Here is a 23,410-nt window from a genome sequence, read left to right as displayed (position 1 = left end):
CTCCGCGTCACTTCGCCTTCACGCGGCGCACGTGCTCTTCGAGCTCGGCAAACGACGGACGCTCGGTCGAGAACAGCACCTTGCGGCCGAACTCGACCGCGATCGCCGGCGCATAGCCGTTCAGGCTCGCGAGGATCGTCACCTTGATGCACTGGAACATCTTGGTCGATTCGGCGACGCGCTGCTCCGCGAGGCTCGCGAGCGGCCCGATCAGCCCGTACGACAGCAGGATCCCGAGGAACGTGCCGACCAGCGCCTGCGCGATCATCGCGCCGAGCACCGCGGGCGGCTTGTCGGCCGACGCCATCGTGTGCACGACGCCCATCACGGCCGCGACGATCCCGAACGCCGGCATCGCGTCGCCGACGCGCATCAGCGCGTGCGCGGGCGCTTCGCCTTCCGCGTGGTGCGTCTCGATCTCCTCGTCCATCAGGCTCTCGATCTCGAACGCATTCATGTTGCCGCCCACCATCAGGCGCAGGTAATCGGTCAGGAATTCGACGATGTGGCGATCGGCGAGGATCTTCGGGTATTGCGTGAAGATCGGGCTCTTGTCCGGATCGTCGATGTCGGCCTCGAGCGTCAGCGTGCCTTCCTTGCGCGCCTTCGCGAGCACGACGTACAAGAGCGCCATCAGCTCCATGTAGACGTCCTTCGTGTACTTCGAGCTCTTGAAGAGCGTCGGGAGCACGCGCAGCGTCGCCTTGATGGTCTTCATGCCGTTGCCGAGGACGAATGCGCCGACGCCCGCGCCCACGATCATCAGGATCTCGAGCGGCTGGACCAGTGCGCCCAGGTGCCCGCCTGCCAGCGCATAACCGCCGAAGACGGACAACAGCGTCACGAGTGTTCCCACGATAATCAGCACTGCCTGTCCCTCACGAAAGACCGGCGGGGAGACCGCCGTTAAACAGGTTTACGGCAGTCGTCAGGAAAACTTTGGCGGCCGTGGGGCGGCGGCGCGGCGGTGTTTACCAGCAATCCCGGCCGGCTCGCGGGGCGCGCGGAGCCGGGTGGCTCCCGCCCGCCCCGCGCCCGGCGGCGCTCAGGCGGCCGCGGCGGCCAGCTCCGCGCGTGCGGCGGCGGCCTTGCGGGTCTTGCCCGCGCGCGACGGCGGCTGGCACAGGCCGCAGACGAAACCTTGATGTGGATCATGCGCATGCGCGACGAAGTGGCCGCCGCAGCGCGTGCACGGGGTCGTCTGCAGCATCCCCGAGTCGAAGAAGCGCACGAGCGTCCACGCGCGCGTGAGGCTCAGCGCAGCCTCGTCGCCGGACAGGCTCACGTGTTCCAGATACAGCCGGTACGCCTTCACGATCGACTGGATCGGCTCGCAGCGACCGTGGTCCTGCATGAACCGGTAGATGTTGTAGAACAGCGACGAGTGGATGTTCGGCTGCCACGTCATGAACCAGTCGGTCGAGAACGGCAGCATCCCCTTGGGCGGCGATACGCCCTTCAGTTCCTTGTACAGCTTGATCAGGCGGTCGCGCGACAGGCTCGTCTCCGCCTCCAGCAGCTGCAGGCGGGCGCCCAGTTCGATCAGTTCGATGGCGAGGGTGATTTCCTTCACCTCGATCACGACGCTTTTGCTTGCCATGGTGAATAACCGTCCGCGTGACGTTGTTCGGAGAATGGCCAATACGCCGCCCGCCGGCGCGCTACGCCGGGACGAACGCAAGGCGGGGAGGATCAGCGGATGCTTTCGACCGGCTGTCCGGCCATCAGGATGGCCGAGTGCGCGTGCGTGACGACGTCGCTGCGCCCTTTGTCGGCGAGCGAGGCCAGCAACGCGTGATCGTCGAAGCGGAAACGGCACAGCATCTGGTTCGACGCGGCGAGCTTCACGGTCTGGGCGAGCGTGAGGTTCGCGAGCACATCGGCCAGTTCCTGCGAGATTCCCATGCGGAACATGCCCATCGCTTTGTCTTCCCGCAGCAGGCGCTGCGCGAGGAGGAGGTACGACAGATTGACCTCTTTGATCTCACTGAGCATTTCGCTGGTAGCGCTCATGATTCCCCCGTTAAAAACTTTGCTTTGGCCTTTCGTGTTATGAAAACGTTTGCTCGATCACGTCGCCCTCGGCGCCGGATCGGCACGTTTATAGTCTTACAGGGCGAATTTTGGCCAAACGGCATTTATGCCGGTATCAGCGAAGTGGCGTATGCCATGCAGGATTTGTCTGTAAACCGTGTAGGAATTTTTCCGACAAGGCGAATTGAAAGGAAGAAAGCGGCGGGGCGTGTTGGGCGCGGATTCGACCGAATGGGTTTCGGCATCGGGCGAATTCGGCGAAAGACCGTCTGGCAAGGCTGCCGGCGAGTGAATCGGTAAAAATTATAGTGCTTTTTCACGATAGCGCAACAATAGTTGCGTCCGTCTCGCTTCGTGTTTATGCGCCCTTTTTATCGGGGTTTTCGCGTATTTCATCGTGTAACAAGCCTTAAGTGTTTGAAAAAACACTCGAACCCCGGAAGGCGATATCGATAATGGACTCCAATGGGCGGCGGCGTGAGCCGCGCCGGCCCGCCCCGCAGCTTGCCGCCCGACGTCCCGCGCACCGCGCCACGAACCGGGCCACGTACCGCACAAAGCGTGCGTCGGCGAGTTCCGAAACCCTTGCATCGGACCAGCACACGCACTCGAGCGCTCACGCTGGTCGACACTGGAGAACGCCCATGCGTATTGCCCAGATCGCGCCGCTTTACGAAGCTGTCCCGCCGAAACTCTACGGCGGCACCGAGCGTGTCGTGTCCTACCTCACCGAGGCGCTCGTCGAGCTCGGCCACGACGTGACGCTGTTCGCCAGCGGCGACTCCGTCACGTCCGCCCGTCTCGAGGCGGCGTGGCCGCGCGCACTGCGGCTCGACCCGTCGATTCGCGATTCGATGGCGCCCCATATGCGGCTCATCGAGCAGGTGGCCCGCGTCGCGCACGAATTCGACGTGCTGCACTTCCACCTCGACTACCTGCCGTTCGCGCTGATGTCGCGTCTCGACACCCCGTACGTGACGACGCTGCACGGCCGCCTCGACCTGCCGGAGCTGCAGCCGGTGTTCGACGCGTTTCCGGAATCGCCGGTCGTGTCGATCTCGAACTCGCAGCGCAAGCCGCTGCCGCAAGCCGCGTGGGCCGGCACCGTGTATCACGGGCTGCCCGACACGCTGCTCACGCCGCAGCCCGGCGTGAAGCCCGAATATCTCGCGTTCCTCGGCCGGATCTGTCCCGAAAAGCGCGTCGACACCGCGATCCGGATCGCCGCGCAAAGCGGGCTGCCGCTGAAGATCGCCGCAAAGGTCGACAAGGCCGACGCCGACTACTTCAAGGAAGTGATCGAGCCGCTGCTCGGCGAAGCGCATGTCGAATTCATCGGCGAGATCAACGAAGCGCAGAAGCCGGCGTTCCTGTCGGGCGCGAAGGCGTTGCTGTTCCCGATCGACTGGCCGGAGCCGTTCGGGCTGGTGATGATCGAAGCGATGGCTTGCGGCACGCCGGTCGTGGCGTTCAACCGCGGCTCGGTGCCGGAGGTGATCGAGGACGGCGTAACCGGCTTCATCGTCGAGGACGTGCAGGGCGCGGTCGGTGCGCTGCACCGGATCGACAGCCTGTCGCGCGACGCGATTCGTGCACGCTTCGACACGCGTTTCAGCGCGAAAGCGATGGCGCGACGTTATGTCGAAACTTACGAATCGCTTTGCACGGCGGCAAAACAACCGGCCTTGCGCCGGGTCGCGAGCGCCTGACGCCGAAACTCATCGGGAAATATTCTGTAAAGTTCGCGCCGAAATTCGGTGCGTAAAACCAAAGAGCCGCATCGTCGATGCGGCTTTTTCTTTTTTACAGGTCATTCGATCAGGAAACGATCGCGGTTTTTCCCGGCGATCCAATTCGGCGGCTTGCCGCGTCCGCTCCAGGTCGCACCCGTCTTCGGATCCTGGTATTTCGGCGGCAGCGGCGCCTTTTTCGGCGGCCGGCCGCGTCGCGCTCGCTCCGAGAAGCCCAGATCCTGGGCCGTGAGGCCATATTCGGCAATCATTCGCTGGACGTCGGCAATCACCGCCGCCACTTCCTGACGCCGCACGTCTTCCGCCTGGGCCTGCAGATCCGCGATCTGCGCCTTGAGTTTCGCGTATTGAGACACTTTTCGACTCCCCTTTTTCGATGATGCGGTTCCGGCGAGTCCGGCCGGAACATCGACACCTGTTACGTCATCTGCACTGACGCGCTGCCCTTCGAAATTAATGCTGTCATTTTTAACCGATTCGGCTATATCGAGAATGCGGACTTATTCTAATAAGAGCCATTCGTCAGCCATTCAAATTTAACAATCGTTGACCCTCACCGAGCCGATTCATTTCCTATAATCCAGACCGAATCCGGGCGATGAGATTATTCAACGCGTCGTCCGACTGTCATCAATCCACTCGAACGAGGTCCTTACATGAATCTTTCTCAGCGTCTGGCTGCAGAGGTATTCGGCACGTTCTGGCTGGTGCTCGGCGGGTGCGGAAGCGCCGTGCTGGCTGCCGCCTTTCCGGGCCTCGGCATCGGCTTTGCCGGCGTCGCCCTTGCATTCGGCCTGACCGTGCTGACGATGGCATTCGCGATCGGCCATATTTCGGGTTGTCATTTGAATCCGGCCGTGAGCGTCGGCCTGACGGTCGCCGGCCGCTTCCCGGCGCGCGATCTCGCACCGTACATCGTCGCGCAAGTCGTCGGCGCCACGATCGGCGCGTTCGTGCTGTATCTGATTGCTTCCGGCAAGCCGGGCTTCGACGTCGTCAGCAGCGGTTTTGCGACGAACGGCTTCGGCGATCGCTCGCCCGGCCACTACTCGCTCGGCGCGGCGTTCATCTGCGAAGTCGTGATGACGGGCTTCTTCCTGTTCGTGATTCTCGGCGCGACCGACAAGCGCGGTGTGCCGGCCGGCTTTGCGCCGATCGCGATCGGGCTGTGCCTGACGCTGATCCACCTGATCTCGATTCCGGTCACCAACACGTCGGTGAACCCGGCCCGCTCGACCGGCCCGGCGCTGTTCGTCGGCGGCGATGCGATCGGCCAGCTCTGGCTGTTCTGGGTCGCGCCGCTGATCGGCGCGGTGCTCGCCGGGATCATTTACCCGCTGGTCGCCGGGCGCGACGATACCGTCGACCTGCTGCCCGCATCCGCTCGCACAAGCGAATAAAACACTACGGGGTCACGCGAGCAGAGCAGCGAGCCTCACGCTGTCCAACAATATCGAGGCAGGTCATTTCGACGGGCGCCCTGGGCGCCCGTTTTTCATTTCCGTTCAGGAAGCGGCGACGCCGTCGAGGGTGTCCTCGAGCGCGAACAGCGTGCGCAGGTGACGGGCGACGCCCGCGTCGAAGTTGTTGCCGATGCGCGGGATGTGCGGCAGGTGCGCGATCAGATCGGGATTCGCGTTGTTCATCATGAACGCATGACCGGCGGTTTCGAGCAGATCGATGTCGTTCATGTTGTCGCCGAACGCGATGCAGCGGCCGGCGTCGACGCCGAGCCGCGCCAGCACCGCCCGCAGCGCACGGCCCTTCGACACGTTCGCGGTCATCACTTCGAGGCAGTCGGGCAGCGAGTACGTGACGTACAGCGCATCGCCGAACTGCGCGCGCATCTGCTCGGCGACCACGGCCAGATCGGCCGGCTCGCCGATATACAGCACCTTCGCGATGTCGGCGCCGTCGTGCGCGGCCATGTCGATCACGTCGTACCGGAAACCCGAATCCTGGTGGAATTCGAGCAGGTGCGGCGCGTCGCGATCGATCAGCCAGCCGCGGTCGGTGAACAGGTTGACGATCACGCGCCCGTGCGCGCCGACCACGCCCGGCTGCACGAGGCCGCGGACAATCGCCGGATCGATGTCCTGCGCATGGATCGCCGTGTCGTCCGGCGCATGCACGCGCGCGCCGTTCGACGTGATCAGGTATGGCCGAATGCCCAGCACGTCGCGGATGCCGGCGACGTCCGCGTAATGGCGCCCCGTCGCGATCACGAACTGCAGGCCGTCGCGGTCGAGCCGGCGGACGGTTTCGATCGTGTACGGATCGAGCTGGTGGTCGCTGTTCAGCAGGGTGCCGTCGAGATCGGTGGCGATGACTTTGTACATATCGGGCGGGGTAAAAGACGCGCAGGATTCTGCGGAACCGTCATTTTAACGTCGTGCACGTGGACGCGTCGGGCGGTTGGGCGGCTGGGAATGGGGACGGTGTGCCGCCCTTCGCCCTTCGCCCTTCGCCCTTCGCCCTTCGCCCTTCGCCCTTCGCCCTTCGCCCTTCGCCCTTCGCCGGCAAGTCTGCCGTTTTCCCGTTCAACCCGCTTCGGCTTCTTTCAACGTCCGCAGCGCGAGCCGCAACGCACCGTGCGCGGAATCGTCGATCGGTGCGCGCAGCCGGGCGGCATGGCGCGCCGGCACCGCCGGCGCAAGCGCGTCGGCCAGCCCGCCGCACAGCGCGACCGGCAGCGCCTGATGCGGATCGAGCGCATCGATCATTTTGCCGATCTCGTCGCCGGCCTGCGCGATCAGCGCGGCAGCATAAGGATGGGTGCGGTGTGCAAGCACGATCGGCGCAAGGCTCGCGTAGATCGTCTGACTCGCATCGCACGACCACTGGACGAGTGCGTCGCGGTCGTGCGCGCCCGTCTCCGCGAGCAGCGCGTCGGCGAACACGTCGCGCGGCACGCGACCGTCGAGCGCCTGCTGCGCGTACGCGAGCGCGCGCATGCCGAGCCATGCGCCGCTCGCCTCGTCGCCGGACGGAAAGCCGAAGCCGCCCGAAATGCGGCAGGTGCCCGCCGCATCGAGCGACGCCGCGATGCTGCCCGTGCCGAGCGCGACGATGAGCCCCGGCGCGCCGCCGTGCGCGCCGACGACGGTCGTATAGGCGTCGCTCTCGATCGCGAGCGCGCCGAGCGGCGCCTGCGCGCGGAACGCGGCAAGCCACGCGGCATTGTTGACGCCCGCGAGCCCGCAGCCGAGCGCGCACTGCGACCAGTCGAACGCGAACCCCGCGCGCCCGAACGCGTCGGCACAGGCTGCGCCGATCGATGCCCACGCGCGCTCGATGCCGAGGCCAAGGCCCGACGGACCGCCGCGCCCCTGCGCGAGCTCGTTCCCGTGCCGATCGGCCAGCACCGCGCGCGTGCCCGTGCCGCCACCGTCGATGCCGATCGCAAAAAGTAATGCCGTCATGCCTTGCCCCCGCTGATTCGAACAGGCGCCAAGCTTAACCGGATCGGCACCGCACGCCCATCTGCCGTTCGGCCAGCTATCCCGTGCATGGGGCTTCCGCTATGCTGGCACGATCGAATCGACACTGGAACGAGGCGGACGATGTCGCAGCGGTGCAATTGGGTGAAGACGGAAGCGGATGCTCACTATCACGATACCGAATGGGGCGTGCCGTCGCATGACGACCGCCACCTGTTCGAAATGCTGATCCTGGAGGGCGCGCAGGCGGGGCTGTCATGGTCGACGATCCTGAACAAGCGGGCGGGCTATCGCGAAGCCTTCGCGGAATTCGACGTCGACGCGGTCGCGCGCTTCACGCCGAAACGCATCGAGAAACTGCTCGAGAATCCGGGCATCGTGCGCAACCGAGCGAAGGTCGAGTCCGCGGTGACCAATGCGCGGGCCGTGCAGCGCATTCGTGACGAGCACGGGTCGCTCGCGCAATTCATGTGGTCGTTCGTCGACCATACGCCGATCCAGAATGCGTGGCAGTCGTATCGCGACGCCCCCGCGTCGACCGCCCAGTCCGATGCGCTCAGCAAGGCGCTGAAGGCGTACGGCTGCAAGTTCGTCGGCTCGACGATCTGCTACGCGCTGATGCAGGCAACCGGGATGGTCAACGACCACGAGGTCGGCTGCCCGTGCCACGCGCAATGTGCGGCGCTCGGCGGCAAGCAGCCGGCGCGGCGCGGCAACGCGGGCTGAAAGCGGCGAAGCCTTATCGGCCGGCCGGATCGGTAACTCGCCGGGCATCGGCAGGCGCCCGTGCCCCGTCGCGGCCTGGCCTGTCGCCGGGCGCGCCACGCGTAACGACGTCGGTGCGGCTGCCCGCGCGCACGCTGCGCGCCGCCCGCACCCGTGCGCTGCGCTTCTTCACCCAGATGCAGATACCCGTCACGCTGAGCATCGCGATGACGATGCCGAGCACACTCACCGCAATACGGCCCGCCACGCCGGCGATCCGCCCCGAGTGCAGCGGAAACTGCGCCTGCATGAACAGGTCGCCGGCCGAGCCGCGCCCCGGCACCTGCGCGGCAACGGGCTTGCCGGTCACCGCGTCCCAGTAGAGCCACGCGTTGCCGAGCCCGACGTCGCCGTGGTCGTTGCCGGGCGTGAAGAACCCGACCGCGTAGACGTTCATCGCCGGCGCGAACAGCAGCGCGCCGGGTGGCGCGGCGATCCCGGCTTCGCGTCCGGCCGAGCGCGCGAGTTCGACGATCCGCTCGCGCGGCAGCACATGGCTGCCCGGCGGGGCCGGCGGAAAATGTTCGGGATTCGTGTACGGCGTCTCGGCAAGCGGCGAAACCAGCGACACGAGCGGACGCACGAGCGGCACGGCGAGATTCATCGAAATCGATGTGACTGCAACGACCAGCAGCAGTCCCCACACCCAGACACCGCCCGAGCGGTGCAGGTCGAATACGAGCGGATAACCGCCGCGGCGCACGCGAAACGCGAACGACTTGCGCCAGCTCTTCGGGTTCGGAAACGCGAGCACCAGCGCGATCAGGCTGTCGAGCGCCCAGACGATGCCGACCATGCCCATCACCCAGAACCCGAAGTTGATCCCGCCATACATGGGCAGAAACAGCGAATAGTGCAGCCGGTAGATGAACGGCATCAGATCGAGCCGCGCGAGCGATAGCGCGCCCCATTCGCGGCGCGCTTGCACGGCGCCCGTCGCGGGATCGACCGCGATCTGGTTGAAATCGAGCACGGGCAACCGGCCGGTCGCCGAATCGGCGCGCGGCGTCACGCCCGCCTGCAGCGTGTGTCCCGGCTCGGTTGCCAGCGGCAGGTAAGTCACCTGGACGCGCGGATCGGCAGCCTCGACGCGCGCCGCGAGTGCGAGCGGCGTCAGCGGTGCGGCATCGCTGCGCGCGACGTAGAAATCCGGGTTCAGTGCGGCGTCGAGCTCGTGATCCCATGCGATCAGCGCACCGGTGAGGCCCGCGACGAACAGGAACAGCGCGATCGCCAGACCGAACCAGCGGTGCAGGCGAACGAGAAACGGTCGCAGGAACGCATTCATCGTGCGCCCCGCGAAAGGAAAGCGGGCCGGCACGAACGGCGGCTCGGGATCGACGTGATGCAGGTCATTGGCTGTAAGGCGCCGCGACAACCGTCCCGCCGTGACGATGCTCGGCCGGAAGTCCTTGCGCGCGGCATGGAATTGTTGCGCGTGACGCGAGTTTTGATACGATGCGCGACATTTTAACGCAACGAGAATGATTCTTACTCGCGTTTTTATTCACCTGCCATGACTGTCTGCCTCGCCTGTCCTCCCGTTCGCCCGCGCCGTATGGCGGCCGTCCTCGCCTGCTTCGCCGCGTCGCTCGCGCACGCGGACGATTCGCCCGGCGATGCCGCGCTGCTGCCGGCCCTCAACATCACGGCCGCGCACGATTCGCCGCAGCACCTGACCGACGAGCTGTCGGCCGGCGCGCTCGGCGCGCGCCGCCAGCTCGACACGCCGTTCTCGACGACCATCGTGACGTCCGAAGAACTCGAGGCGCGTCAGCCGTACAAGCTCGGCGACGTGTTCGCAAACGATGCGGCCGTGTCCGACAACAGCGGCGCATACAGCGCGTGGGCCAACTACGTGACCGTGCGCGGCATGCAGCTCGACTGGCAGAACGGCTACAAGATCGACGGGCTGCCGTTCATCTCGTACGGCGTCACCATGCCGTACGAGCAGCTCGAACGCGTCGAGTTGCTGAAAGGGCTCGGCGGTTTCCTCTACGGTTTCGTGACGCCTGGCGGCGTCGTCAACTACGTGACGAAGCAGCCGACCGCCGAACCCGTGCGCAGCATCGACGTCGGCTATCGCAGCACCGCCGTCTGGACCGAGCACGCCGATCTCGGCCAGCGCTTCGGGCCGGACAACATGTTCGGCGCGCGGCTGAACGCGACGCACGAGGAGGGCAAGACGTACAACGACGGCAACATTCGCCGCGACAGCGTGTCGCTCGCGCTGCAGGCGAATCTCACGCGCGACCTGTCGGTGACGTTCGGCGCGCTGTACCAGGAGCGCCGCGCGTCGGGCCAGACGCCGTCGATCTTCGTCGGCGGCTATCCGGGCGGCGCGCTGCCCGCGACGATCAGCGGCGGCACGACGAATCTCGGCGGCAAGGACCAGTACCTGAACACGAACCTGCAGCTTTACACGGCCGGGCTGCAGTACCAGCTCGCGCCCGACTGGCAGCTCGACGTCGCGTACAGCTACAGCCGGTCGACGCGCGACCGCAACGAAAGCACGCTGTCCCTGGAGAATGCGGCCGGCGACTACTCGGACAGCCGTTATGCCGGGCTGGAGGACAACCGCTTCAGCCAGTGGCGCGCGATGGTCGAGGGCAAGGTGCGCACCGGCCCGTTCAGCCACCAGATCGTGCTCGGCGCGTCATGGCAGAAACAGACGAACGACTATTCGGCGAACAGCGTGTACGTGCCGCTCGGCACGGGCAATCTCTATTCGCCGAACCCGTACCGCTACGAGAGCCCGCACGGCTTCGTCCAGTACCGCACGAGCGAGATCACGCAGAAATCGCTGTTCGCGAGCGACACCGTGCAACTCACCGAACGCTGGTCGGTACTCGCCGGCGTGCGCTACATGAACTACGAGCAGCGCTCGTTCGAGTCGAGCGGCGCCGAAGATCCTGGCTACAGCCAGAACGGCGTCGTGACGCCGACGTTCGCGGTAATGGTCAAGCTCGCGCCGACCACCACCGCATACGCGAGCTACGCCGAATCGCTCGAGCCCGGCAGCCGCGTGAACGACGTTTACGCCAACGCCGGCCAGACGCTCAAGCCGCTGCGCAGCAAGCAGTACGAACTGGGGATCAAGAGCGAGCATGCGCGCTGGAGCGCGACGGCCGCGCTGTTCCGCGTCGAGCGCAGCGCCGAATACGCGAACGCCGCGAACGTCTACGTGCAGGATGGCGAATCGGTGATCCAGGGGATCGAATTCGGCGCGCGCGCGAAACTCGGCGCGCGCTGGCACGCGGGCGTCGATGCGATGCTGCTCGACGCGTGGTATGCGAACGGGATCGGCAACAACGGCAACCGCGTCGCGGGCGCTCCGCGCTTCGTGCTTGCGGGCGACCTCGGCTATGCGGTGCCGGGCGTTCCGGGCCTGACGCTCGGCATCGACGCGAAATTCACCGGCGCGACGCCGCTACGCGCGGCGGGCGGGCTCGACGCGCCCGGCTTCCTTGTCGTCAATGCCGGCGCGCGCTACCTGACGCGCATCGGCCGCCACGACGTGACGCTGCGCGCATCGATCGACAACGTGCTGAACCGCCGCTACTGGGAATACCAGTACGCCGACTATGTGAAGCCGGGCGATCCGCGCACGGTGAGCCTGAACGCGAAAATCGACTTCTGAGTGAAGCGGCCGGCAGCCTGAGCCGCCGGTCGAAACCGCCAAACCGGCGCCAAAAAGCAAAACGGCGGAGCGGCTTCTTTCGAAGCACACTCCGCCGTTTCGCGGCGAACCGTCAGACGCTCTTAGTGGAGCTTCTTCGGCAGCATCTGGCTGCGCAGGCGCTTGTGCAGGCGCTTGACGGCTGCTGCCTTCTTGCGCTTGCGGACTGCGGTCGGCTTTTCGTAGGACTGGCGTTCGCGCAGTTCAGCGATCAGGCCATTTTTTTCGATAGCACGGCGAAAGCGGCGAATCGCCACTTCGAACGGCTCGTTTTCTTTCAGAAGAATCGTCGTCATGTCGTTCCTAAATTGCTTAAACGGTCAAAAACGTAGCGGCCAAGCGCCACGCACCGGCCATCCGGGCGTTCCCACAACAGGCGAAACGAGCGGAAATACGGCCTCGGAGGCCGGAAAAGAGAGGCGGAAAGCACCGCGAGTACGCTTCACAAGCCGCGTGCAGCGCCGCGTTTGACTGCCAGCAGGAATGCCGTAACGGCATAGGCGTGACAGAAAATCTCAATTCAGCCCGCCATCATATCAGGGAATCACAGACAAAACCATCCTTTTGTCGATCGCGCGTGCGCATCCGCACCACATCGCAGCCGAGCCATTCCGCCCCCGTTTTTATCCGGCGCCGTGTCGGGTCCGGTCGAAATGACAAAGAACGACAAAAAATCGGGCCGAATGATAACGATGCCCTCAAGTTTTGTTTTGGGCCGCCGAAATCCTGCTCTGAGGCGGCCAGCAATGAACGAGTGCTTCCGCCGATGCCAAAACGGCTTTCCAGGGCTTTCGGCTTAAACAGGAGAATTTCCATGCTCGGAATCAATAGCAACATCAACTCGCTGGTTGCTCAGCAGAACCTCAACGGCTCGCAAAACGCCCTGTCGCAGGCAATCACCCGCCTGTCCTCGGGCAAGCGCATCAACAGCGCGGCCGACGACGCGGCAGGCCTCGCAATCGCGACCCGCATGCAAACGCAGATCAACGGCCTGAACCAGGGCGTGTCGAACGCGAACGACGGCGTGTCGATGATCCAGACCGCATCGAGCGGCCTGTCGCAGATCACGTCGAGCCTGCAGCGTATCCGCCAGCTGGCCGTGCAATCCTCGAGCGGCTCGCTGTCGTCGAGCGACCAGCAAGCGCTGCAACAGGAAGTCACGCAGCAGATCGCTGAAGTGAACCGTATCGCTTCGCAAACGAACTACAACGGCAAGAATGTGCTGGATGGTTCGGCAGGTAACATCAGCTTCCAGGTTGGCGCAAACGTCGGTCAGACGATTTCGCTGAACCTGACGCAGAACGTTTCTGCGTTCACCCTGGGTACCGGCCTGCCTGCAAAAGGTTCGACAGTCGGCACGCTGTCGGGCCTTAGCCTCGACAACAACGGCAACGCGGTCACGAGTGGCGCAACGGTTACGTCGATCAACGTCCTGGCCGATGGCAAAGGCGGCTTCACGTTCACCGACCAGAACAACCAAGCATTGTCGGCAACGGCCACCAGTTCCCTGTTCTCCGGCACCGTGACCGGCTCCGGTACGGCGCTCACGCTCACGCCGAAGGGGGCACTCTCGGGTACGGCGACCCAGACGGCAGCCAACGCGGCGGCAGTCACGGACCTGGCTGCGATCAACGCCGGCAACACCGCCAACACTACGGCAGCGCCCGGTACTGCAGGCACCCTCCTCGGCACGATTTCCGGCCTGAGTCTTGATCAGAGCGGCGCAGCAGTCACTTCAGGTGCTGCCATCACATCGGTGACGGTCAAGACCGACGGCTCGGGCAACTTCCAGTTCTTCGATCAGAACGGCGCGGGCCTGTCGACTCCGGCAATCAACGCCTTGTTCACGGTGACCAACGCAACCGCTACCGCAGGCGGCTCGCTGACCGCCACGTCGTTCCTGACGAGCAACGGTGCGTTTTTCATGGGCGCGAATGCTGCCGCCGCATCCAGCGGCATCACCTCGGTCAATGCCAACAATGCGCCGCCGAAGGTCGCCAACATCGATATCAGCACGACGGACGGCGCAACGCAGGCAATGGAATCGATCGACAATGCCTTGGCGACCGTCAACAACATGCAGGCAAACCTCGGCGCCGCGCAAAACCGCTTCACCGCGATCAGCACGACGCAGCAAACGCAGTCGACCAACCTGTCGCAGGCCCAGTCGCAAATCCAGGACGCGAACTTCGCGCAGGAAACCGCGAACCTGAGCAAGGCACAGGTGCTGCAGCAGGCCGGCATCTCGGTGCTCGCGCAAGCGAACTCGCTGCCGCAGCAGGTCCTGAAGCTCCTGCAGTAATATCGCTTCTCGCTGTCACGCCCGGGGTTTCGCGCAAAGCAACGCGCGGCGCCCCGGGCGCTTTGGCCTGTACAGGCCGAAATCAACCGAAAACGCAACACCGCAGGCCTTCACGCATTACGCGTTCGATAACCCCATACGCATCGCTCATCCGGGGCACGGAGCCATCATATGTCCACCGTCAACACCAGTACGTCCAGCGCCAACGCGGACAGCGCGCTTCAGCAAGCCGCGCAGTCGATCATCAGCGGCTCGACCGGCAACACGACGATGGACGTCAACTCCCTCGTGACGGCGCTCGTGAACGCGAAAACGGCCGGCCAGACATCCGCGCTGACCGCGCAGCAAACCTCCGACAACACCCAGATTTCCGCGTACGGCACGCTGTCGGCCGCGTTGAGCGCGCTGCAGGCCGGCCTGACGACCCTCACCAACGGCACGCTGCAGAGCACCTTCACCGCGACGCCGAGCGGCGACGGCCTCACCGCGACGGCCGGCCAGGGCGCGGTCGCCGGCACCTACAACGTGAACGTGAGCCGGGTCGCGTCCGCGCAGGCGTTGTCGTCGGTCGGCTTCACCGACCCGACCAAGGGCCTCGGCAGCGGCACGCTGGCCCTGTCGCTCGGCACCCAGTCGTTCTCCGTCAACGTCGACAGCTCGAACAACACGGTGGCCGGCATCGCAGCCGCGATCAACGGCGCATCGGGCAACCCGGGCATCACGGCAACGGTCGTCACCGGCACCGACGGCGCCCACCTCGTGCTGAGTTCGGCATCGACCGGCGCGTCCAACACGATCAGCGTCGCGGTCAGCAATCTGAGCGACGACGCCGGACTGTCGAATCTTGGCGTCACGTCCGTCCCCGGCCAGAATGGCGGTCCGTCGACCTTCACGTCCATCAACCCCAATGCCGCCTGGTCGCAGAGCACGCCCGGCCAGGATGCCGCGTTCTCGATCAACGGCATCAGCGCAACGAGCTCGACCAACACGGTGACTTCGGCGATCGCCGGCGTCACGCTGAACCTGACGTCCGCCGCGGTCGGCGACGCGCAGGCGCAGACCCTGACGATCGCGCCCGACACGAAGTCGCAAGCCACGGCGATCAACAATTTCGTGAGCCTGTACAACACCCTCGTCACGACGATGGGCACGCTCACCCAGTTCACGTCCGGCGCGACCACGCAAGGCCCGCTGCTCGGCGACTCGACGCTGAACACCATCAAGAACACGCTCGCGTCGCTCGCCACGACAGGCGTGAAGAGCGGCAACTCGACGCTGACGCTGTCGTCGATCGGCATCACGCTGCAGGCCGACGGTACGCTGCAGGCCGACAGCACCAAGCTCAATACCGCGCTGCAGAACAACGCGGCGGGCGTCGCCGCACTGTTCAACTCGACCAACGGCATCGGCGCGCAAATGTCGACGGCCATCACCAAATTCACCCAGACGGGCGGCCTGATCGACGTGCGGACGTCCGCACTCAACGCCGACCTGAAGAGCATCACGCAACAGCAGTCGAACCTGGCCGACTACACGACTCAGCTGACGAACCAGTACCAGGCGCAATTCACCGCGCTGAACACGCTGATGGCGACGATGAACAACAATTCGCAATACCTGACGCAGCTGTTCGGCGGCACGAACAGCGCCGGCGCGTTGTCGAACAACAAGTAAGCAGCGTGCACGAGGCGGAAAAATGGAACAGCACGAACTGATCGAGCGGCTGAACGCGCTCACCGACGACATCGAACACGCAGCGTCGATGGCCGACTGGGCGGAAGCCGCGCGTCTCGCGGAAGTCCGCTCGCCGCTGCTCATGACGATGACGGCGAACCAGCCGCCGGAAGGTCTCGCCGCGATTCGCCGCATTCAGGCCAGCAACGCGCGCATTTTTGCCGAAGCGCATCTCGCGCAGCGCGAACTCGCCGACGAGTATCACGCGGCCATGGGGCGTGTGCAGGCCGTCAGCGAATATCACCACATGGCGCGCCTGTAACGGCGCCCGCGAAGACGTACCGACGGACAACAAGCACTACACGCCGAAGTAAGGGCGTGCTCGTTCGACTCGTGCCCGCGTTTGCGCGGGCATTTTTTTTGTCCGTCGATCCGGTACGCACCGACGGCACGGCGCAACGCGAATCGCATTCAGGTACTCGACGAACACCCGCCGCAACTGCTCGAACTGCACGAGCTCGAGCTGCACGAACTCGACGACGAGCAATTCGTCCCGGAATCGGACGAGCTGGACGTCGAACCAACGGATCCGCCGCCGCGGGCAGCGCTTGGCGGCACCGGCGGCGGCTCCATCAGCAGGATCGAATGCGCGGCCCATGCGGTGCCCGCGAGCACGCCGGCGCCGGACAGCGCGGCGGCCCACAACAGCGCGTCCGGCGAATCAGGTTCGTCACGGCGCGCGCTCCGCTGGGCGGCGAACGCCGTCCGTGCGCCGACCGTCAGGCCGCTGCGTCCGAAACCCGTCAGACGCCGCGCGACGATGCGGTATGCGATCGCGAACGCCACCATGCTGACGGCGAGCAGCAGAACCGGCCGGCCCCGACCGAGCCCGACCGCGAGCTTCGCCGCCCCCGTGCCGAGCACGACCAGCGCGACCGCGCGCGCGGCCATCCGCGCCGCCCGCATTTCGCCGGAAGCCCACAGCCAGCCGCGCCCGCGCAACGCGCTCGCATGGCCGGACACGCGGCGCGCAAGAAGCTGACGGAACGCGCCGAAGCTCGTTTCCCCGCCAGGCTGTGCCGCCAGCCATTCGCATTCGCTCGCGTATGCGCCGGCCCGTGACGCATCGACGATCTGCACGCGCGCCCCCAGCACACGTGCACCGACTCGCCCGCCCGGCAGCAAGTCGATCGCACCCGAGCGAACGAGCGACAGCGTCGCGACCTGCACGGCCCGCGCCTCGTCGCCGACGAGATACGCGGCCTCCTCGACCGTCAGGCCCGACGCGACTTCCTGCGCGCGCCTGCGCCGACACCGGTATTCGATCTGTTGCAGCACCACGATCAGCAGCAGCGCGGCGATGCAGACGGGTACATAGAACGCGAGAAATTGCGGGCCCGTGTAGTTCAGGACGTCGAAGTCCCGTGCCGATGCGGCCGTCGCAATGACGCTCGCGGCAGCCGCCGGCACGATCGCCTTCGGCAGCCGGTCGCGCCATGTCCGGCGGACTGCGGGACCGGCCGCACGCTCCGGTTCCGCTGCTGCCCTGCCCGCCTCCGCCCGCGGCGCTCCGGCGTCGGCCGGCCGCGCATCGGGACGCGGCCAGATCGCTTCGGGCGGCTCGCAACCGAACAGCCGGCGATAGCTGTCGAGCGTGTCGCGGTAGCGCTGCGCATACACCTCGGCTTCGTCCGGCGCACCGGTGCCCGGCATGTGATGCAGGCGCGCGTGCAGTACACCGGCGCAGAACACGTCCCAGTACTCGACCGTGTATTGCAGATGAAAATGCCACGCGGCGTCGACCGCGATCGACGGCGTAACCGGATGCCCGGCCGCTTGTGCAAGGAATGCGAAGCGCTTGTATTCGTCGATCACGGCGAGCGCGTGCGCATGCGTCCAGCCTTGCGCGTCGGCAAGGCGCCGGCTGTACGGCAGCGCGGCATTCGGGTCATCGGGGGAATAGGCTTGCAGGCGCGCGAGCAGCGCCTGCTGCGCGTCGGTCGGCACGCAGACATCGCCTGTGGTCGGAGAGGACGGAAGGGCTGCCATCGAAAGTCGGCGCGATGCGCGGACGGCCGCCGCGATCGACGTCTGGAGTTGTCGTTGCGAGGGATTCTCGCATACCGGCGCGACGGTGAAACCACGCAGGAAACGACCGGCCGACGCCGATACGCCCTTGCGTCGACGTAACTGCACAGCACCGGGAAGTCATGCGGACTCGACCGATTGCACAACGCCGCTCTGCGGACACTTCAAGAAACGATTCGGGAATGTGCAGTTAACCAATTGCTGTCGCTCACGTACTATCAATTCTTGTCGCGACGCGGGCGAAAAATGCGCTTCTCTCCGCGCCAAGCGACCTCCGTCCCAGCTATTAGCGTCGCGAAAGCACGTAGGCGTTTAACTACCCGACACTCTGCCCCCATATACCTGCATAGCCGGGCTGATAGGTATAGCGAAGAACAGCGGACGCTTAGAGTGGAGTCGACTGAGTTGGTACCTCCGCCTCAACCGTGACACACAACGCGAACGGTCAGAATCGGAAAGACCTTAACACCCGCTCATCTGTGCTGCACTCTGAATACTGCTGCAAAAGCCGATTTTGACTGACGGCGTCGCACCGCGGCCTCTCCTCCGATGTTCGAGAGAAGCTGATGCCTCACCATGACCCCACCCGCCATAAGCCTTCGCTGCTGACACAAAATCCCATCTCGCCGATATTGTCGTATTGTCAATCAGGTTTTAGTGACGCACAAACATCACCATCGATTTATGTGGCGTCAAGCACCCCGTGACAACACACTTTAGGGCTTACGAGTTATTGGTTTTCTGATAAGAACAGCGGTCTTAGATGCTAAGTTCCAGTCTTTAGTGTCTTCAAGATACCTTTCAAGGTTCTCAATATTTTTCTTATACCAGCTGTCGAACCCATTTTTGGGAGACTGAACCAAATCGCGAACGATTCGCCCCAAGCATTGATGGACCTTAACCATTTTTTCAATAAAAACCGGGTCCAATGAAGCAAGAGCACTGCTCAGCCTCGCATTCTCCCTAGTGTTTTTTGAATTCAATGCGCGCACCCACTGACCATGAGCAATTTTATTTCTTATGGTAGCAGGCTGTTCAATGTAAATCTTCACCAGGTTTATCAGTGCAGTGAGGCGCTGTGAAATTATTTTTTTTACTTCGTCATTTTCAATTTTTTGTGACGCCAACGTCAACATGCACCTCCAACCGCGAGCAATACCTTGACGCTCCTTCTCTTCACTAATTTTCTTTATTTCAGACGAGCTGAAACTATTTGGCGTGTATAAAATTTGAACAAATTGCGCCTCTGACCAAGCCGAATAGGTCAAAGCAAGCATTTTCGTTTTAATTGAGACTTGAAAATCATCACCCTTTCGTATTTGATGATTTATATCCCTAACAACACCATCTATTGCCTTGAGCAGAGCCCGCACATTTTCGCTCTGAGCCAAATAGAGATTGTAGATTTCTTGGTCTGTCATCGGCAGCTAAGGGATGAGACGTTTGCAATAGCCGGAGGGGGGGGGGGGGACAGGAGTCGAACCTGCGTTCTTTCCTTGCCCTAAAACAAGGAACGCATTTGGCCATCGTATGCTAACCCCCATTGACGACTGCCCTGAGCAGCATACCTGAATCACCTCAAGGCAGTCAAAAGGAAAATGAATACTTTGCCCGTCCTCTGATGTATGGCCGTAATGCGGTCGATGACAAAAGTGTCCACGTGAAAGCTTTATGGTGAGAACAATTGCCACACCTCCCCACCTCAGGCATTGTCACGCTTTTAGGAGCACACGGCGAGCTAGCCGACGCAGAGATGGAATCCCCGAGCTCTTGACGAATAGTCAACCTCACCCTGCCAAGCTACAGCTAGTAGTGTTCATACAGTCAGCAGAGAGACCCGACTGACGTTGTTATAACCTCTGAGAGACAGACAGTGCAGTTCATCAAGAATGGGCCGACCATCCCCGAGACTCTTCTACTAGCGCATGAGGAAGGCCGGGTCGTGTTCTTTTGCGGCGCGGGCATCTCGTTTCCCGCTGGGTTACCAGGTTTCAAGAGCCTCGTGAATAAGCTGTACGATTCGCTACAGCCAGCCCCTAACGACGTGCAGGAAGCCGCCATAACCAACCAGCAGTACGACATTGCCGTCGGACTACTAGAAGACGAACTCGGGAGCAGAGAATTAGTCCGCCGCGAAATGGCAAAAGTCCTGACGCCGGACCTGGGCGCTCGTGATGCCCTCACCACTCATCGCGCGCTGTTATCGCTGGCAAAAACTAGGAAGGGGTCGACGCGGCTCATCACGACGAACTTTGACCGGCTATTTGAAGAGGTCATCGCGCGCGACCGTCTAAAGCTGGAGCCATTTTGTGCCCCTCTGCTACCGGTCCCGAAAAACCGATGGAACGGGCTCGTGTATCTGCATGGGCTCCTCAGCACGAGTCCGTCCCGGGATGAGCTCGACCGCCTAGTAATTTCAAGCGGCGACTTTGGCCTCGCCTACCTTACCGAAAGATGGGCTGCACGCTTCGTAAGCGAACTTTTCCGAAACTATGTCGTCTGCTTCGTCGGTTATAGTCTCGCCGACCCCGTGCTCCGCTATATGACAGATGCACTGGCCGCCGACCGACTTCGCGGAGAAGCATCTCCGGAGATGTTTGCTTTCGCCTCTTATGCCGGGACAAAGGCGTCTCATGACAAAGCATCACGGGAATGGCGGGCGAAGAATGTCATTCCTCTGCTGTACAAGGAAACGAAAGACCATTCCAACCTTCACAAGACCATCCGAGCGTGGGAAAAGACATACAGCGCTGGCGCTCGCGGCAAAGGAAAAATCGTCCAGGATTGCATCCTTGCAGGCCCGCTCGCGAGCACAGTCGAAGATGACCTAATCGACCGCATGCTATGGGCCATTAGCGAGCCTGACGGAACGCCTGCAAGACTGTTTGCGGAGCACTCCCCAGCACCGACGCTGGACTGGCTTCCGCACTTTTGCGACACGCGGTTCGAGCACAGAGACCTCCCTCGATTCGGCGTTAGTCCAGACAAAGAGGTCGATGCGAAACTACGATTCAGCTTGGCACATCGGCCGATGCCATACAGCCTGGCGGCCGAGATGAGTATCGTCAGCCACGGGGGCAACCCGCGCTCCATGGACCGCGTGATGTCCTATCTCGCTCTGTGGCTGGTGCGATATCTCGATGCCCCAGAACTGCTCCTTTGGCTTGCCAGTCGCGGCGGCCACCTTAGCGAGCCGTTTGCCAGCCAGGTTCGCAAGAGGCTCGAAGAAACGGCACAAATGGAGGAGCGGGAGAGCGCCGAAGAGATTAAGCGATTCAAGGATGACTCCCCGCATGGCATTCCTCGACCCGCGATGCGCACGTTGTGGAACCTGGTTCTGCTGGGGCGCGTCGGGTCAGCCAATACTGACTTTCACATTTTCGAGTGGGTGAGGCACTTCCGGCGAGAAGGCATGACCACGGCGCTGCGCTTGCAATTCAAGCAAATTCTGGGTGCCCGAGTGATTCTGCGCAAGCCAATCCGGTTCCGGAGCGAAACACCCGTTGATATGGAGCACCAGCAACAACTCCGACACCTTGTGAACGCCGAAGTTGTCCTGACGGATGACCATTTGCGAATAGCGATGGAAGAAGTCAAAGACTCGCTTCAATGGCAAAACGCCCTTCCGGAGCTATTTGGAATTGCGTGCGAGGCGCTCCGTGACGTGCTGGACCTGATGAGAGAAATTGGACAAGCAAATGAACGTAGTGACGCCAGCATGTGGGACATGCCGTCCATCATTGCGCACTGGCAGAACCGACACTACAAAGATTGGACCCTTCTGATTGAGCTTGTCCGCGATTCTTGGAGCGCGATATTTCAGTCTAATCCCGAACGAGCGCACGACCTCATGAATACGTTGCGACAGATGCCATATCCGACGTTTATGAGACTCGCGCTCAACGCGGCACGCGAGGAAGGTGACAAGTCGACCGGAGCTTGGGTCAAATGGCTCCTTGAGGACGACGCATGGTGGCTATGGTCGACCGAAACACAGCGCGAGACGATGCGGCTTTTGGCCACCAGCTCAAAGTGGTTGACGCTGGACTCGGCAGAACGCTTGCAGGTCGCAATTCTCACGGGGCCTCCTCGACGAATGTTTAGGGAAGACGTCGATGATGCGCGCTGGGAGGATATCGTTGAGCGGATGCAGTGGTTACGACTCGCAAAGTTCAAAGCTGGGGGTGGTGCACTTGTCGCCGGCACCACAGAGCGACTCGCTGGACTGGAGACTAAGCATCCGCAATGGCATATTGGCAGCGATTTCGAGCGGGAAGAGTTTGCTCACTGGACGAGCGGAACCGGTGACCCAGACTACCATTTCCAGCCCCAAATTGACCTCGCTCCTAGACGGCGGAGCGCTTTGACGACCTGGCTTCAAAAAGAGCCCCAAAGAGCGCTTTTCAGGGAAGATGACTGGCGAGAACTCTGCCGTACCAACTCCCGTGTCGCCATCGCCTCCTTGCTTGAACTCGCTATGCGTGACGTGTGGCCAAGAGAGCGCTGGAGCGAAGCATTGAGCACGTGGAGCAACGACGGTCTTGTCAGACGCTCATGGAGTCGACTCGCGAACTGCGTGCTCTCGATGCCAGATGATGTCTTTGGGGAAGTCGTTAGCGCGACTGCCTGGTGGCTGCACGAAGTCGGTAAGCAATTGGATGTACATCAAGCGACATTCATTTCAATCTGCGAGCGCGTACTGCGATTGCCGACCGACGATTTTCCTGACACCGACGACGCGGTGATGCGGTCGATGAGTAATCCTCTCGGGCAGGTCACTCAGGCTCTGCTCAACTGGTGGTTCAGCGAACCGCTTAAAGACAATCAAGGGCTGCCGCGAACCATAGCTTCGATTTTCACGCGGCTGTGCGACCCCGCGGTCCATCGCTTCCGTCACGGGCGAACTTTGCTCGCTTCCAATGTGGTCGCCCTCTACAGGGTTGACCGGCTATGGACGCAAGCGCACCTGCTCCCGCTCTTCGACTGGCGGAAGTCAGACCGGGAGGCATACGCCACGTGGATGGGTTATCTGTGGGCGCCACGGCTGCACAAGGACCTGCTCGTCGAACTGAAGACGCCGTTCTTGGATTCGGCGCAACAGTACATGCGATTCGGTGATGCCCGGGTGAATTACGCTTCAATGCTGACGCTTGCCGCACTGGATACGACAGACATTTTCAGCCGCGCAGAGCTGCAGAAGGCAGTGCGGGCACTGCCGGACGATGGACTTGTTGCCAGTGCCCATGCAGTGCACAGCGCATTAAAAGGTGCCAATGCGAGGCAGAACGAATACTGGACATTGGCAGTGCGGCCGTATTTCGCAAGTATCTGGCCAAAAACCACGGCGTCGATGGATGCGCGACTGCCCGAGATTTTGGCAAGGATAGCGGTAGCCGCGGACAGGGAGTTTCCAGATGCTCTCGACACCGTCAAGTCATGGCTCAAACCGATTTCGTATCCCTACCAGCTGCTCAAAGAGATGAACGTGGAGAAAATCGGCGAACGGTTTCCTAGGCCAGCGCTATCACTTCTGGTCGCTGTTATCGACAAAAACCGTTTCGCCCCGTCCGACCTTAACGAAATTCTCCGCCAAATAGCATCCGCAGACGAGAAACTGATGCGCGAGCTTGAGTTTCAAGCGCTGGAGGATTTTGTACGTAGGCGCTGACGCAAAGTA

General features: G+C 62.9%; 19 protein-coding genes and 1 tRNA gene. 8 read left to right on the top strand and 12 right to left on the bottom strand.

Features of this window, described 5'->3' with window-relative positions; translation table 11 throughout:
• Nucleotides 1–7 precede the first annotated feature (7 nt).
• The 3 genes from motA to flhD form a co-directional block, all read right to left on the bottom strand.
• Entirely contained in the window at nt 8–868 is an 861-nt protein-coding gene (gene motA / locus BME24068_RS17525) for a flagellar motor stator protein MotA (protein ID WP_096509040.1), read from the bottom strand.
• Nucleotides 869–1,045: 177 nt separating this feature from the next.
• Nucleotides 1,046–1,600 carry a flagellar transcriptional regulator FlhC gene (gene flhC, locus BME24068_RS17520; protein WP_096506657.1) on the bottom strand — a complete coding sequence of 185 codons (555 nt, stop codon included), beginning with the start codon at nt 1,598–1,600 and terminating at the stop codon, nt 1,046–1,048.
• A 92-nt stretch (nt 1,601–1,692) separates the two neighbouring features.
• On the bottom strand, nt 1,693–2,013 hold the full coding sequence (gene flhD / locus BME24068_RS17515; protein ID WP_096506658.1) for a flagellar transcriptional regulator FlhD: 321 nt from the start codon (nt 2,011–2,013) through the stop codon (nt 1,693–1,695).
• Between the two features lie 665 nt (nt 2,014–2,678).
• On the opposite strand from flhD, the gene BME24068_RS17510 reads away from it, so the two are divergent.
• Nucleotides 2,679–3,743 carry a glycosyltransferase family 4 protein gene (locus tag BME24068_RS17510; RefSeq protein ID WP_096506659.1) on the top strand — a complete coding sequence of 355 codons (1,065 nt, stop codon included), beginning with the start codon at nt 2,679–2,681 and terminating at the stop codon, nt 3,741–3,743.
• 101 nt (nt 3,744–3,844) lie between these two features.
• Here the strand turns inward: BME24068_RS17510 and BME24068_RS17505 are convergent, their stop codons facing one another.
• Nucleotides 3,845–4,141: an H-NS histone family protein gene (locus BME24068_RS17505; protein ID WP_096506660.1), complete on the bottom strand. Its 297-nt coding sequence runs from the start codon at nt 4,139–4,141 to the stop codon at nt 3,845–3,847.
• 300 nt (nt 4,142–4,441) lie between these two features.
• Between BME24068_RS17505 and aqpZ the strand changes: the two genes are divergently transcribed.
• The gene (gene aqpZ / locus BME24068_RS17500) at nt 4,442–5,185 is read left to right on the top strand and encodes an aquaporin Z (protein WP_096506661.1); all 744 of its coding nucleotides are present in this window, start codon (nt 4,442–4,444) and stop codon (nt 5,183–5,185) included.
• 105 nt (nt 5,186–5,290) lie between these two features.
• Here the strand turns inward: aqpZ and BME24068_RS17495 are convergent, their stop codons facing one another.
• The gene (locus BME24068_RS17495) at nt 5,291–6,124 is read right to left on the bottom strand and encodes a Cof-type HAD-IIB family hydrolase (RefSeq protein WP_096506662.1); all 834 of its coding nucleotides are present in this window, start codon (nt 6,122–6,124) and stop codon (nt 5,291–5,293) included.
• 201 nt (nt 6,125–6,325) lie between these two features.
• A complete protein-coding gene (locus tag BME24068_RS17490) occupies nt 6,326–7,207 on the bottom strand; it encodes a glucosamine kinase nucleotide-binding domain-containing protein (RefSeq protein WP_174926815.1) in 882 nt (293 codons plus the stop codon).
• Between the two features lie 141 nt (nt 7,208–7,348).
• Between BME24068_RS17490 and BME24068_RS17485 the strand changes: the two genes are divergently transcribed.
• Entirely contained in the window at nt 7,349–7,951 is a 603-nt protein-coding gene (locus BME24068_RS17485; RefSeq protein ID WP_174926814.1) for a DNA-3-methyladenine glycosylase I, read from the top strand.
• Between the two features lie 13 nt (nt 7,952–7,964).
• On the opposite strand, the gene BME24068_RS17480 is transcribed toward BME24068_RS17485, so the two are convergent.
• The gene (locus BME24068_RS17480) at nt 7,965–9,278 is read right to left on the bottom strand and encodes a PepSY-associated TM helix domain-containing protein (protein ID WP_239008060.1); all 1,314 of its coding nucleotides are present in this window, start codon (nt 9,276–9,278) and stop codon (nt 7,965–7,967) included.
• A 228-nt stretch (nt 9,279–9,506) separates the two neighbouring features.
• Between BME24068_RS17480 and BME24068_RS17475 the strand changes: the two genes are divergently transcribed.
• Nucleotides 9,507–11,630, top strand: coding sequence for a TonB-dependent siderophore receptor (locus tag BME24068_RS17475; protein ID WP_174926813.1), 2,124 nt, complete (start codon nt 9,507–9,509; stop codon nt 11,628–11,630).
• Between the two features lie 122 nt (nt 11,631–11,752).
• Here the strand turns inward: BME24068_RS17475 and rpsU are convergent, their stop codons facing one another.
• The gene (gene rpsU, locus BME24068_RS17470; RefSeq protein WP_006401410.1) at nt 11,753–11,965 is read right to left on the bottom strand and encodes a 30S ribosomal protein S21; all 213 of its coding nucleotides are present in this window, start codon (nt 11,963–11,965) and stop codon (nt 11,753–11,755) included.
• A gap of 235 nt (nt 11,966–12,200) precedes the next feature.
• Nucleotides 12,201–12,485 (bottom strand): hypothetical protein, encoded by a 285-nt coding sequence (locus BME24068_RS17465; protein ID WP_143331694.1) that lies wholly within the window; start codon nt 12,483–12,485, stop codon nt 12,201–12,203.
• On the opposite strand from BME24068_RS17465, the gene BME24068_RS17460 reads away from it, so the two are divergent.
• From BME24068_RS17460 to fliT, 3 genes are all read left to right on the top strand, one after another.
• Nucleotides 12,484–13,971 (top strand): flagellin, encoded by a 1,488-nt coding sequence (locus BME24068_RS17460; RefSeq protein ID WP_174926812.1) that lies wholly within the window; start codon nt 12,484–12,486, stop codon nt 13,969–13,971. The two genes, BME24068_RS17465 and BME24068_RS17460, sit on opposite strands and share 2 nt — an antisense overlap.
• Before the next feature lie 171 nt (nt 13,972–14,142).
• Nucleotides 14,143–15,645, top strand: a complete 1,503-nt coding sequence (gene fliD / locus BME24068_RS17455) for a flagellar filament capping protein FliD (RefSeq protein WP_096506667.1) — start codon at nt 14,143–14,145, stop codon at nt 15,643–15,645.
• Between the two features lie 22 nt (nt 15,646–15,667).
• Nucleotides 15,668–15,967, top strand: coding sequence for a flagellar protein FliT (gene fliT, locus BME24068_RS17450; RefSeq protein ID WP_174926811.1), 300 nt, complete (start codon nt 15,668–15,670; stop codon nt 15,965–15,967).
• Nucleotides 15,968–16,116: 149 nt separating this feature from the next.
• Here the strand turns inward: fliT and BME24068_RS17445 are convergent, their stop codons facing one another.
• The 3 genes from BME24068_RS17445 to BME24068_RS17435 all read right to left on the bottom strand — a co-directional run bounded on the left by BME24068_RS17445 (nt 16,117) and on the right by BME24068_RS17435 (nt 19,275).
• Complete coding sequence (locus BME24068_RS17445) at nt 16,117–17,694, bottom strand: TIGR04222 domain-containing membrane protein (RefSeq protein WP_174926810.1); 1,578 nt, start codon at nt 17,692–17,694, stop codon at nt 16,117–16,119.
• Between the two features lie 755 nt (nt 17,695–18,449).
• Nucleotides 18,450–19,154, bottom strand: a complete 705-nt coding sequence (locus BME24068_RS17440) for a hypothetical protein (RefSeq protein ID WP_174926809.1) — start codon at nt 19,152–19,154, stop codon at nt 18,450–18,452.
• Between the two features lie 41 nt (nt 19,155–19,195).
• A tRNA-OTHER gene (locus BME24068_RS17435) sits at nt 19,196–19,275 on the bottom strand.
• A 331-nt stretch (nt 19,276–19,606) separates the two neighbouring features.
• Between BME24068_RS17435 and dsr1 the strand changes: the two genes are divergently transcribed.
• The gene (gene dsr1, locus BME24068_RS17430) at nt 19,607–23,401 is read left to right on the top strand and encodes an anti-phage defense-associated sirtuin Dsr1 (RefSeq protein ID WP_174926808.1); all 3,795 of its coding nucleotides are present in this window, start codon (nt 19,607–19,609) and stop codon (nt 23,399–23,401) included.
• Nucleotides 23,402–23,410 lie beyond the last annotated feature (9 nt).

Origin of the sequence: Burkholderia anthina (genome assembly GCF_902498995.1) — a bacterium.
GTDB classification, from domain to species: Bacteria; Pseudomonadota; Gammaproteobacteria; order Burkholderiales; family Burkholderiaceae; genus Burkholderia; species Burkholderia anthina.
Note: the sequence above shows the minus strand (reverse complement) of the source record. Positions and strands in the feature narration are given on the sequence as shown.

Excerpts from the sequence above, each read along its gene's own strand:
- BME24068_RS17490 (WP_174926815.1), bottom strand. The coding sequence starts at position 7,207 with ATGACGGCATTACTTTTTGCGATCGGCATCGACGGTGGCGGCACGGGC.
- BME24068_RS17445 (WP_174926810.1), bottom strand. The coding sequence starts at position 17,694 with ATGGCAGCCCTTCCGTCCTCTCCGACCACAGGCGATGTCTGCGTGCCG.
- fliT (WP_174926811.1), top strand. The coding sequence starts at position 15,668 with ATGGAACAGCACGAACTGATCGAGCGGCTGAACGCGCTCACCGACGAC.
- BME24068_RS17465 (WP_143331694.1), bottom strand. The coding sequence starts at position 12,485 with ATGGAAATTCTCCTGTTTAAGCCGAAAGCCCTGGAAAGCCGTTTTGGC.
- BME24068_RS17480 (WP_239008060.1), bottom strand. The coding sequence starts at position 9,278 with ATGAATGCGTTCCTGCGACCGTTTCTCGTTCGCCTGCACCGCTGGTTC.
- flhC (WP_096506657.1), bottom strand. The coding sequence starts at position 1,600 with ATGGCAAGCAAAAGCGTCGTGATCGAGGTGAAGGAAATCACCCTCGCC.
- flhD (WP_096506658.1), bottom strand. The coding sequence starts at position 2,013 with ATGAGCGCTACCAGCGAAATGCTCAGTGAGATCAAAGAGGTCAATCTG.
- rpsU (WP_006401410.1), bottom strand. The coding sequence starts at position 11,965 with ATGACGACGATTCTTCTGAAAGAAAACGAGCCGTTCGAAGTGGCGATT.
- BME24068_RS17475 (WP_174926813.1), top strand. The coding sequence starts at position 9,507 with ATGACTGTCTGCCTCGCCTGTCCTCCCGTTCGCCCGCGCCGTATGGCG.
- BME24068_RS17440 (WP_174926809.1), bottom strand. The coding sequence starts at position 19,154 with ATGACAGACCAAGAAATCTACAATCTCTATTTGGCTCAGAGCGAAAAT.
- BME24068_RS17510 (WP_096506659.1), top strand. The coding sequence starts at position 2,679 with ATGCGTATTGCCCAGATCGCGCCGCTTTACGAAGCTGTCCCGCCGAAA.
- BME24068_RS17460 (WP_174926812.1), top strand. The coding sequence starts at position 12,484 with ATGCTCGGAATCAATAGCAACATCAACTCGCTGGTTGCTCAGCAGAAC.
- fliD (WP_096506667.1), top strand. The coding sequence starts at position 14,143 with ATGTCCACCGTCAACACCAGTACGTCCAGCGCCAACGCGGACAGCGCG.
- aqpZ (WP_096506661.1), top strand. The coding sequence starts at position 4,442 with ATGAATCTTTCTCAGCGTCTGGCTGCAGAGGTATTCGGCACGTTCTGG.
- BME24068_RS17495 (WP_096506662.1), bottom strand. The coding sequence starts at position 6,124 with ATGTACAAAGTCATCGCCACCGATCTCGACGGCACCCTGCTGAACAGC.
- BME24068_RS17485 (WP_174926814.1), top strand. The coding sequence starts at position 7,349 with ATGTCGCAGCGGTGCAATTGGGTGAAGACGGAAGCGGATGCTCACTAT.